The sequence below is a fragment of the Arthrobacter sp. 3Tela_A genome, assembly GCF_049311025.1.
GTDB lineage: Bacteria > Actinomycetota > Actinomycetes > Actinomycetales > Micrococcaceae > Arthrobacter_B.
Genome location: NZ_JAXIOM010000086.1, coordinates 1 through 10844, shown reverse-complemented (window position 1 = coordinate 10844; position 10844 = coordinate 1). Strand labels below are relative to the sequence as shown.

The following is a 10844-nucleotide window of genomic DNA, read 5'->3' as shown; positions in this document are numbered from 1 at the left end:
CCCCACCCCGCGCGGCGCGGCCCCCCCCCTTGTGGCCCCCCCCGCCCCGCACCGGTGTTTTTGTTGGGGTGTCCCGCTCTCCTACCAGCGGACTTTGCGTTCGCGGCGGCCCTGCCGGCCATTGGCGTGGCTGGGCTTGCTGCCCTTGCCCAGGCTTTGCCAGCCAGGCAGATTGGCTTCCTGCTGCTGCGCCGCCGCAAGCCTCCGCAGCCCTTCCTCGCTGAGGCGGCGGGCGGCTGCGGGGGCGATGTTGACCTGCAGCTGGGCCTCGGCCTCGGCGGAGGGCTGGTTGAGCAGATCGGCTGCTTCGAGAGGGTTCTGTGACGGGGTGTTTGTCGGTTCGGTCATGGTTTGCTCCAGTTCATCTCTGGCTTGGCTGGGCCAGGGCGAAGCCCTTCCGGGCGCACCGGGGCTGAACGCCACCGGCGGGTTTTCGAGCTGCAGACGGAAGGACGCGCAAGGCCGACGGCCTCAACAAGCGGTTTATGTGGGTCTGCGTAGAGCGGTTCGCGCCGGAATGGAGAAGCCGGCGATCCCGGCTGGTCCGTCCGCGCGGAGTTCGCTACTCGAAAATGAGCATGTCCATGGGCAGGACCCTAACAAGCGGGGCCCGCATTGAGAAGGGCAAACGCAAACGAACTAGCGGAATCCGCCGTCGCTGCTCAGGATCTGCCCCACCATCCACCGTCCCTCGTCGCTGACCAGCCAGGCGATGAGCCGTGCCGGATCGTCCGGTTCGCCGAAACGGCCGGCCGGAAAATGTGCAAGGACTTCGGCAAGGACCTCCGGCGGCCGGTCAGCTGTTTCCGGATTGAGGTAGCCGGTGTTGACCGGCCCCGGGTTCACGGTGTTGAGGAGGATTCCCCGGCGTACCAGGTCTGCCGCTACCGAAGGCGTGATGCCCGCCAGGGCTGCCTTGGACGTGGCGTAGGCAATCTCCGAGTCCATGACCCCGCCGTTGATCTGCCCCGAAGTCATCCAGATGACTCTTCCTCCCGGCCGGCCGTCGTGCCGGGCGGCGAATTCCCGGGTGGCCAGCAGTGTGGAGCGGGCGTTGACCTGCCAATGGGTGTCGAGCATCTCCGGGGTCATCTCCGCCAGCGGTCCGTCGCCGCCGCTGCGGGCGTGGTTGCAGACCAGGATGTCCAGGTGGCCCAGTTCAGCGGAGGCGTCCCGAATCAGTTCTTCGGCGGCACCCGGCTCCGAAAGGTCAATGCTGCGGTGGGCCAGCACGGCGCCGTCGCTCAGCTGTTCGCGCAGTCCGTCGGCAACGGCGCTGATCGAATCCCCGCCCCACGGCTGGTCAAGGTCATGCGGCCGGTAGTGGGCGGTGAACAGGTTTGCCCCCATCCGGGCGAGCCGCGACGCCACGGCATAGCCGATGCCCTGGCGGCGGCTCACTCCGGTTACGACGGCGGTGCGTCCTGCCAGCGGCAGCGGACTTTCCATGCTCAGGGCCTTCCGGGTTTGATGTCGGCAATGGGGCTGGGGGTTCCGAAGCGGTGGGCGGTGATGCTGATGGCCTGCTCATGCAGGAAGGGCAGCAGTTCCACCCGGCCGGATTCGGTGACCGGCTGGGCGTACACGGCACAGTCTGGCCGGCCGCCCAGTGCTGCTGCCAGCGCGCTCCGGTCTCCGCCGAGCAGACGGATCCGGGACGGCGGCGTTTCCATAGCCGCCAGCCGGCCAAGCCACTCGGCGTCGTTTTCGACGCTGACGGAGCAGGAGAACGCTGCCAGGGCGGCGGTGATGCCGGGTGACAGCGCCTCCGGGACGGACACGGTGACCGGAGCGCCCGCCAGCAGGGCGGCGGAGAGGACGCGCAGCACTGACGGCTGCGGCTCCGTTTCCGCCAGCCGGATGTGCACGGGAACCGGAAGGTAGCGGAACAGGTTCCGTTCCGCGCTGAGGCCGGAGACGTCTTTGGTCTGGCCATATTCCTGCGCCCAGGCTGCTGCGTCGGAAGCAGCAGCCCGGCCCAGGAACTGCAGATCTTCCCGGGACAGGACGGACGCATTCCGGGCCTGCTCCAGCAGCGCGCCGGCTTTTTCGCCCGGGGCGGCAGCTGCGTGTGAGCGGGCTGCGGTCCAGTTACCCAGGCCCAGCAGGTAGTTGGGCCCGCCGGCCTTTGTTCCGGCGCCCACGGAGGATTTCTTCCAGCCGCCGAAGGGCTGGCGGCGGACAATGGCTCCGGTGATGCCGCGGTTCACGTAGAGGTTTCCGGCCTCCACTGCACCGGTCCAGTAGCGGATCTCCTCCGGGTCCAGCGAGTGCAGTCCAGCGGTGAGCCCATAGTCCACCTGGTTCTGCAGCCGGACTGCGTCCTGGAGCGTTTCGGCGCGCATCACACCCAGCACGGGGCCGAAGTATTCGGTGAGGTGGAACTCGGAGCCAGGCTGCACCCCTGCCCGGATGCCCGGAGACCAGACCCGGCCCTCGGCGTCGAGCTTTTGCGGCTGGAGCACCCAGCTCTCCCCCGGGCCAAGTTCGGTGAGGCCGCGCAGCAGCTTGCCGGCGGCCGGTTCAATGACCGGCCCCATCTGTGTCCGCGGGTCTTCCGGTTCTCCCACCACCAGGGACTGCACGGCGTCCAGCAGCTGGTGGTGGAACCGGCGGGATTCCGCTGCGGAGCCCACCAGGATCACCAGTGAGGCCGCGGAGCACTTCTGGCCGGCGTGCCCAAACGCCGACGACGCCACGTCCCTGGCGGCCAGGTCAAAGTCGGCGCTGGGCGTGACTACGATGGCGTTTTTGCCGGAGGTTTCCGCCAGCAGTTCCAGCTCCGGCCGGAAGGACCGGAACAGCTCAGCGGTCTCGTATGCCCCGGTCAGGATGACCCGCTCCACCGCCGGATGGGAGATGAGCTGGCGGCCAAGTTCGGACTCGCCCAACTGCACAAGCCGCAGGACTTCCCGTGGCACGCCCGCTTCCCAGAGCGCTTCGGCCAGCACCGCACCGCACCGTGACGCCGGTCCCGCCGGTTTGAGCACCACAGCCGAACCCGCAGCGAGGGCAGCAAGGGTGGAACCGGCCGGAATCGCAACGGGGAAGTTCCACGGCGGGGTAACCAGTGTGAGGCGGGCGGGATGGAACCGGGCGCCGTCAATGCTGTCCAGTTCCCGCGCCCGTTCAGCGTAATAACGGGCGAAGTCGATCGCCTCGGACACTTCGGGGTCTCCCTGGTCCAGGGTCTTGCCCGCTTCGGCAGCCATCACCTCCAGCAGCTGCGCGCGACGGGCTTCGAGGATGTCTCCGGCCCGGTGGAGGATGTCCGCCCGGCCGGCCCCGCCCAGGGCTGCCCAGTGTTCGGAGGCTGCGGCGGCGCCGGAAATGAGTTCTTCGAGCTGCTCTTCAGTTTCGATCCGTGACGCGGCCAGGAGCTCCAGTCCCAAATCCGACCCGGGGACCCGGGCCAGGATGTCCCGTCCCCAGCGGCGGTTGGCGGGCAGCGAGGGATCAGTGTCCTGCGTGTTGGCGAATTCCTCCGGTGCCGGCTCCGGCGGCCGGGTGCGGTCCTGCTGGCGCCGGGGCGCCGGGACCTTGCTGTCCGCTGCCGCCAGGGACGCCAGGAACCGCTGCTTTTCGCGTTCGAAGAGCGGTTCCTGGTCGGCCAGGTCAAAGACTGCGGACATGAAGTTCTCGCTGCTGGCGCCTTCTTCCAGCCGCCGCACCAGGTAGGCAATGGCAACGTCGAACTCCTGCGGGTGCACCACGGGGGTGTAGAGCAGCAGTGAACCTACTTCTTTCCGAACCACCTCGGCCTGCGCGGTGGCCATCCCGAGCAGCATCTCCACGTCAATGCCTGCCCGGACTCCGCGGGCTCCGGCGAGCAGCCATGCATAGGCGATGTCGAAGAGGTTATGGCCGGCGACGCCGACCCGCACGTTGCGGATCCGTTCCGGATGCAGCGAGTAGTCCAGGACCCGCTTGTAGTTGGCATCCGTCTCAAGCTTTGAGCCCCAGGTGGCCAGCGGCCAGCCGTGCAGCGAGGCCTCCACCTGTTCCATGGGGAGGTTGGCGCCCTTGACCAGGCGCACCTTAATGGGAGCACCCCCGGCGGCACGGCGAGCGGCGGCGAACTCCTGCAGCCGCTGCATGGCGGCCAGTGCATCCGGCAGGTAGGCCTGGAGAACCAGTCCGGCTTCCAGGTTCTGGAATTCAGGGCGGGAGAGCAGTTCCATGAACACCGCCATGGTCAGTTCAAGGTCCTTGTATTCCTCCATATCCAGGTTGATGAACTTGGGCTTGGGGGATTCTGCTGCGAGCCGGTAGAGCGGAGCGAGGGTTTCCGCCACGTCGGCGACGGCTTCGTTGAACGCCCAGGGGGCGTGGGGTGCCACGGTGGAGGAGACCTTGATGCTGACGTAGTCGACGTCGCTGCGTTCCAGCAGCCGCCGGGTGCCGTTCAGCCGGCGTTCGGCTTCCCGGCGGCCCAGCACTGCTTCGCCGAGCAGGTTCATGTTGAGCCGGACGCCGTCGCGGCGCAGTCGGCGGATGGACTGGCCCAGACGGTCCTCGGACGCATCGATGATCAGGTGGCCGACCATGCTCCGCAGCGCCCGCCTGGCAGCGGGGACCACCACTGCGGGAACGGCCGGGCCCAGCACCCCGCCCGTGCGTACGGCCGCCTTCAAATACCAGGGCAGGAACCCGGGAACCCGGGGTGCAAGCTTGGCGAGGTTCCGGGCGGCAACCTGCAGGTCTTCGGGCCGGATCACCCCGTCAACGAAGCCAACTGTGAAGCCGAGGCCGCGGGGGCCCTTCCGCCCGCGGCCCAGCGGCGCAGCCGGGGCGCCCACTCCCACCGGGCACGCCTCGGCGAGCCAGGTACGAACCAGCTGGATGGATTCTTCCGCGAGGTTGGCGGATTCGGAATCGGAGCTGTAGGGGGCATCATTGCCGGGGTGTGGCGATGTGGTGTGGGTCATTCTCCCAGTATTGGAGTCTTTGCTCCCGATCGGAAGGGGCACCCCGTTTCACCTGCGGCTATGCTCCTGGGGCCTTCGCCGGCTATGACTGGTACGGCGCCTGCGGGTACGCGCCGTACTGCTGGGCACCGGCGTCGAAACGGGCGCCTTCCGGTTTGCTGGGCATCAGGGAGAAGACCAGGATGGCAATGCCGCCCACACCCGGAATCAGGCCAAGCAGGATCAGCCAGCCGTTGAAACCGCCGTCGTGCAGGCGCCGCACCGTCAGCGCGAGGCTCGGCACGAGCGTGGCCAGCGACCAGAGGCCAATCAGCGCGTAGGGGAACAAGAAGCCGGTGCCTTCCAGTTCGCCGGTCACCGGATCCACGCTGCCGGCTGCCGCCGCGAACATCCAGATGACCAGCGCGGTGATGACAATGAAGTTCACCAGCATCCACCACCAGTACTCGCTGCGGCTCGCCCGGCCGGAGAAGGTGGCGTACTTCTTGAAGAACCGCTTGACGGCATCGCCGATGCCGGCGCCGTAGAGCGGCTGGGACAGGTCAGCGGCACCGGTCGGAGCCGGAGCATACGGGTTCGGTGCGGAGTGCTGTGACATATGAAATTCCCCCTGTAGATAAAAGTGAAGGTCGCTTACTGTTTAGGCGAACGAAGGGATAATAGCCCACGATCATGCCGCCGTCGAGCCTGTTTTCGCAGGTCAGAAGCATGTTCATGTGGATGCATGAGCTTCGGTGCCCTGACCGGTTCCGGGGCGGTTCAGCGCCCGGTGCGGGCCCCGAAGAGCGGTGCTCCGCCGGTGAGTTCCTGCAGCGGTGTCGGACCGGCAATTTCGCCCGTGAAGGTGCCGTTCTGGAAACCAAAGAGCACCCATTCGCCGTCGCGCCTCTGCACCAGCTGGGCCGCGTAGATGCCTTCCAGATAGAACTCGGCGCTTTCCTCGAGTTTCCAGGGACCCAGCATTGATCCGCCGGGCGCGATCCAGGTGCCCGTGGGTACTCGCGGCGCGTCGAGGCCGGGGGCAAATTCGGGCAGGCAGGAGAAGATCAGGACCGGCTGCCCGTCCACCAGCCTCGACTGGATGACTTCCATCTCGCCGAACCCGGCGGGAGCAGACAGCGGCGGGCGCACCTCCCAGTCCTCCAGATCCGCGCTGACGGCATGGCCCACCACTGCACGGCCGGCCGGATCTCCTTCCCCGGAACGGGCCGTCACCAGCATGTGCCACAGGGATGTGTCTTCGTCCCAGAACACAAACGGATCCCGCCAGGCTTCATCGGGCCACGTGCCCTCCCCCAGCTTTTCGTACCAGCGCGGGTCCGCTTCCAGCGGCGGACGGTCCCAGCGGGTCCAGGTAACCAGGTCATCGGAGACCGCTTTGCCAATGCGCTGCTGCAGCCCGTCTTCTGCGCGGCTGACGCCCGTGTAGAAGAGGTGCCAGCGCCCGTCTCCGCCCTGCACTGTACAGCCCGTCCAGGTGGCGAGGTCGTCCCAGGCAGGCGCGTCCGCAGCTACCAGCGCATCCGGCAGCAGGGACCAGTCCTCGAGGTCGCTTGACACGGCATGGCCGATCGATGCCCGGTAGTGCCGCCGCTGCGGATCCTGCAGGGCGCGCGAAGCCCGCAGGAAGAAGAGGTGGTACTGCTCGCCGTCGTCGGCCAGCCAGCTGTCCCAGGCCCAGTGATCGTTGAGGCGGAAAACCATTTCTATCCCTTCACCGCGGAGGAGGCGACGCCCTCGATGAACCAGCGCTGGAAGATGAGGAACACAACAAGCACCGGCAGCACCAGCAGCACACCAAAGGCCATGACCTGTCCCCAGGCAGGGGGAAGCTGTCCGGCAAACACGCTGATCTGCAGCGGCAGCGGACGCAGGTTGGGATCGGAGACCATCAGCACCGGCCACAGGAACGCGCCCCACTGCGTCAGGAAGGTCAGGATGGCCACCGATGCGTACACGGGCTTGCTCATCGGAGCAATGATCAGCGCAAAGATCCGCCACGGTCCGGCGCCGTCCAGGCGGGCTGCCTCGTCAATGCTGCGCGGGATGCCGGAGAAGAATGAATGGAACAGGAAGATCGAAAGCGCGTTGCCGATGAAGGGGACGATCTGGATCCACAGCGTGTTCCGCGCGTCGTTGTACAGGTAGAACATGGGCACCGCGACCGCTTCGAAAGGCACGATCAGCAGCATCAGGATGCCCAGCAGGGCAACCCCCCGGCCCTTCCACTCCAGCCGGGACAGCGCGAACGCGGCCATCGAGTTGACCACCAGCCCCAGGCCGACGACGGCGACGGTCACCGTGAAGGAAACCAGGAAGAACCGCCAGAGGTGCCCGGTGCTGTCCGAGGAAAGGCTGGCCGTGACGCCCGAATAGTTGTGCAGTCCCCACTGGGTGACATCAAAGACCTTAAAACCGGCAAGGGTGTCCGACGCCGGCGCGAAGGAAGCGGCCACCATGTAGGCCACCGGGGCCAGGAACACCAGGCTGGTGATGACCAGCGCGGAGTAGTGCACGGTGATGCCGGCGCGGTGCCGCGGGCTGCTTCGGCGCAGCCGGGCTGCGGCGGGAGTTCCTGCCGCGGCAGCATTGTTCCGGGGTCCGCTGTTTTGGAGTGTGGTTGCCATGTCTAGGCCTCCCGTTCGCGCGTGAGCCGGCGCTGGATCAGGGACAGGATCAGCACCAGGATGAAGAAGACCACGGAGATGGCGCTGGCCCGGCCAATGTTGTTCTGGTCGAAGGCGGCGGTGACGGCCTGATACATGACAGTGCGCGTGGCGTCCTCGTTGAGTCCGCCGCCGGATTTAGCCAGGACGTAGATCTGGTCGAAGACGCGCAGCGAGAGGATGGTGGTGTAGAGCGCCACGAAGACGAGCGTGGTGCGGATGCCGGGAAGGGTTACGTGCAGCAGCCGCTGCCAGCCGTTGGCCCGGTCCAGCTCAGCGGCCTCGTACAGTTCACCGGGAACCTGCTGCAGGGCGGCCAGGAGAATGACCATCTGGAAACCGCAGCCCTGCCAGATCGAAAGCACAATCACCGATCCCAGAGCCGTCAGTTCTGACCCCAGCCAGTCCTGGGCACCGAAGTTGCCGCCGGAAAAGAAGTCGAGCGTCGCATTGAGCAGGCCCTGGTCTCCGCGGGCCAGGATCAGGCGCCAGATGATGGCCACCAACGCCATCGGAAAGATTACCGGGAGGAAGTAAACCGCGCGGAAGACTCCCATACCCGGCAGTGCCCGCTTGACCAGCATCGCCAGGGCGAGCGCCAGGGCGGTCTGCACGGGAACCACGACCACTGCGAAGATCAGGTTGTGTCCAAGGGAACTGAGGAACTGGGCAGAGACGTCCGGATCGGTCAGGATGCGGGCGTACTGGGTGAACCCCATGAAGCTGGGGTCGCGCGGATCCCCCAGCCGGACGTTGTACAGCGAGAATCCGATTGCGGCGACAAAAGGCACCGCCACGAACAGGATGAGCAGCAGCATGGCCGGCGCAGCCATGGCGGGCCCGGCGGCGCCTCGGCGCCGGGCCGGGCGTGCCGGCGCTGGCGGCTTGCTGCGCTGGGGCGGCAGCAGTGACGTGGTGGTCATGGCGGGTTCCTCCATCCCGGTGGCTGGGGGGGGGGGGGGGGGGCGGCCCCCCCCCCCCCCCCCCCCCCCCGCACCAGCTGGGATTATTCGTCTTCGTAGCCGTTGTTGTCGGTGAAATCGGAGTCAATCGCGCGTGCGGCCTTATCCAGTTCTTCCTTCACGTCCGCGCCGCCCCAGATGGCGAGCAGGGCGCTGCCAACGGAGCTCGTCACTGTCGGGTAACCCGGGGTTACGGGACGGGCGACGGCGATGCACTCAGCGGTGACATCCTCGGCACCGCAGGCGGAGGCAAGGTTGTCGGCGAAGAGCGCCAGCGGCTTGCCTTCACCGTAGAGTTCACTGGTTTCCAGGGCTGAGGTGCTGCCCGGGATGGCGGCGTTGGCTTCGGTCATCGCGGTGATCGAGTCATCCGACATGAGGAAGTCCAGGAAGGCACCGGCAGCTTCCTCGTTGCCCTCGGCGGCGGGGGTGGCGCCCCACTGCCAGGAGCCGTGGCCGGCCTTGGTGCCGTTGCCGAAGTCAGGCAGGGGCATCAGGACCAGGTCCTCACCCAGCGCCTCACTGAAACCGGGGTACATCCAGTTGCCCGTCCAGGTCAGGGCAACCTGCCCCTCCTGGAAAGCGGTGCCGCTGGTGTTCGGATCCGTGTATTCCTTCCAGGAGGACCATTCGGACAGCGCTTCGACGTTCTCCTGGGAGTTGAGCACGCCGTCGGCCTTGCCGTCCTTCATCAGGGTTCCGCCGGCAGACCAGAGATTCGGGCTGGTGGTGAACAGGCCCCATTCCGCGGCGAAGGAGTTGGCTTCGCCCAGGTCGATGGCGTTGCCGGAGGGGCTGGCTTCGGCAAGCTTGGCCAGGTTGGTCCGGAATTCCTCGGCGGTCCAGGCTTCCGCTGCAGTCGCGGGGGCTTCGAGGCCGGCTGCCTCGAGCAGGGAGGCATTGCCCCAGAGCCCAAGTCCGACGTCGAACATGCCAACGGCATAGGTTTCACCGTTGTAGGTGCCGCTTTCCTTCACGCCGCCGATCCGGTTATCCAGGACCTCTTCGGAGACGATCCCCTCGAGCGGGACCAGCTTTCGGTCGTAGACGAAGGAGGCCATGGTCGGGGCATCCATTTCCATGATGTCCGGCAGGTCCTCGGCCTTCGTGGCCTGAATGGTGCTGGTGTAGTCGGCTTCGGGCACCAGGGTCAGATCAACAGTGATGTCCTCATTGGCATCGTTGAACTGATCCACAAGGTCCTGCAGCGCCTCGGCCTCGGATGCCTGGCCGGAGTGGGCCCAGACCTTCAGTGTGCCGTCGGCTTCGTTGCCGGCGTCGCCGCTGCCGCCGCATGCCGTCAGTGCCAGCACCAGCGCGCCGCCGGCGGCCCCCATCGACCCGGCACGCAGCCGGGCCTTCCTTAGTGAACGCATTTCCGCCCTTCCCGTAGGTTCCCCATGCCATAAGCAAGTGGGCTGTCAATGTCGTTCAGTTTGGCCTAGACCAATTTCAGAGTCAATCGCTATGCTGAAGCCGTGACGTCACAATCCCATCCCCCTCCGAAGTACTACGTGCTCAAGGAGCGGCTGCGTGCGCTCGCCGCCGAGGGGGAACCAGGCACCCTTCTCCCCACAGAGCGGGCACTGGCCGCCGGGTACGGAACATCCCGCACCACCGTGCGCCAGGCGATCGCTGAGCTCGTTGCCGAGGGGGTGCTGGACAGGATCCAGGGGCACGGCACCTTTGTGGCCCACAACCGCCCCACCTACGTGCGCCAGCTGACGTCCTTCTCCGAGGACGCTGCCGCCCAGGGGCTGCGCAGTTCAAGCCGCGTCCTCGGCATTTCAACGGTCCCTGCAGAGGGAGAAGCGGCACAGCGGCTCCAGGTGAATCCAGGCACAGCGCTGACCCGGGTTGAACGAATCCGGCTCATCAACGAGGAGCCGCTGGCCCACGAGACTGCCCTGCTGCCTGGTGAGCTGCCGGACCTTGCCTCGGCACTGGAGAGCACCGGCTCGCTGTATGCCGCACTGCAGGAGAGCTACGGGGTGCGGATAACCGATGCGGAGGACACCGTGCAGACCCGGCTGGCCGGGCCCGACGAGGTGCGTCTGCTCGGCCTTGAGATGGGCTTCCCGCTGCTGGTCATCCACCGCCTGGGCCTCGCTGGGGAGCACCCGGCTGAATGGACCTGTTCGGTGTTCCGGGGAGACCGGTTCCGCTTCCAGGCGCGGCGCCACCGGGACTGATTCGCCAAGCCTAAGCGCCGGCAGGGAACCGGGAACAGCGGAACCCCGCACCCCCCGGGGGGGGGGGGGGGGGGGGGGGGGTTTTTTTGGGGGGGG

The 10844-nt window shown here is 67.0% G+C and carries 9 protein-coding genes; 1 reads left to right on the top strand and 8 read right to left on the bottom strand.

Annotated features, from left to right (window positions below):
• Nucleotides 1–81: 81 nt before the first annotated feature.
• From TVC13_RS17325 to TVC13_RS17290, 8 genes are all read right to left on the bottom strand, one after another.
• Entirely contained in the window at nt 82–348 is a 267-nt protein-coding gene (locus TVC13_RS17325; protein WP_422402382.1) for a hypothetical protein, read from the bottom strand.
• A 291-nt stretch (nt 349–639) separates the two neighbouring features.
• Nucleotides 640–1449, bottom strand: a complete 810-nt coding sequence (locus TVC13_RS17320) for an SDR family oxidoreductase (protein ID WP_422402381.1) — start codon at nt 1447–1449, stop codon at nt 640–642.
• A 2-nt stretch (nt 1450–1451) separates the two neighbouring features.
• Nucleotides 1452–4928, bottom strand: a complete 3477-nt coding sequence (locus TVC13_RS17315) for a bifunctional proline dehydrogenase/L-glutamate gamma-semialdehyde dehydrogenase (protein ID WP_422402380.1) — start codon at nt 4926–4928, stop codon at nt 1452–1454.
• Nucleotides 4929–5010: 82 nt separating this feature from the next.
• On the bottom strand, nt 5011–5526 hold the full coding sequence (locus tag TVC13_RS17310) for a DUF805 domain-containing protein (protein WP_422402379.1): 516 nt from the start codon (nt 5524–5526) through the stop codon (nt 5011–5013).
• A gap of 161 nt (nt 5527–5687) precedes the next feature.
• Nucleotides 5688–6632: a glycosyl hydrolase family 32 gene (locus TVC13_RS17305; protein ID WP_422402378.1), complete on the bottom strand. Its 945-nt coding sequence runs from the start codon at nt 6630–6632 to the stop codon at nt 5688–5690.
• Between the two features lie 2 nt (nt 6633–6634).
• Nucleotides 6635–7555, bottom strand: coding sequence for a carbohydrate ABC transporter permease (locus tag TVC13_RS17300; RefSeq protein WP_422402377.1), 921 nt, complete (start codon nt 7553–7555; stop codon nt 6635–6637).
• Nucleotides 7556–7557: 2 nt separating this feature from the next.
• Complete coding sequence (locus TVC13_RS17295; protein WP_422402376.1) at nt 7558–8517, bottom strand: carbohydrate ABC transporter permease; 960 nt, start codon at nt 8515–8517, stop codon at nt 7558–7560.
• A gap of 83 nt (nt 8518–8600) precedes the next feature.
• The gene (locus tag TVC13_RS17290; RefSeq protein WP_422402375.1) at nt 8601–9932 is read right to left on the bottom strand and encodes a sugar ABC transporter substrate-binding protein; all 1332 of its coding nucleotides are present in this window, start codon (nt 9930–9932) and stop codon (nt 8601–8603) included.
• 102 nt (nt 9933–10034) lie between these two features.
• Here TVC13_RS17290 and TVC13_RS17285 point away from each other — a divergent pair, with 102 nt between their 5' ends.
• Nucleotides 10035–10748: a GntR family transcriptional regulator gene (locus TVC13_RS17285; protein WP_422402374.1), complete on the top strand. Its 714-nt coding sequence runs from the start codon at nt 10035–10037 to the stop codon at nt 10746–10748.
• Nucleotides 10749–10844 lie beyond the last annotated feature (96 nt).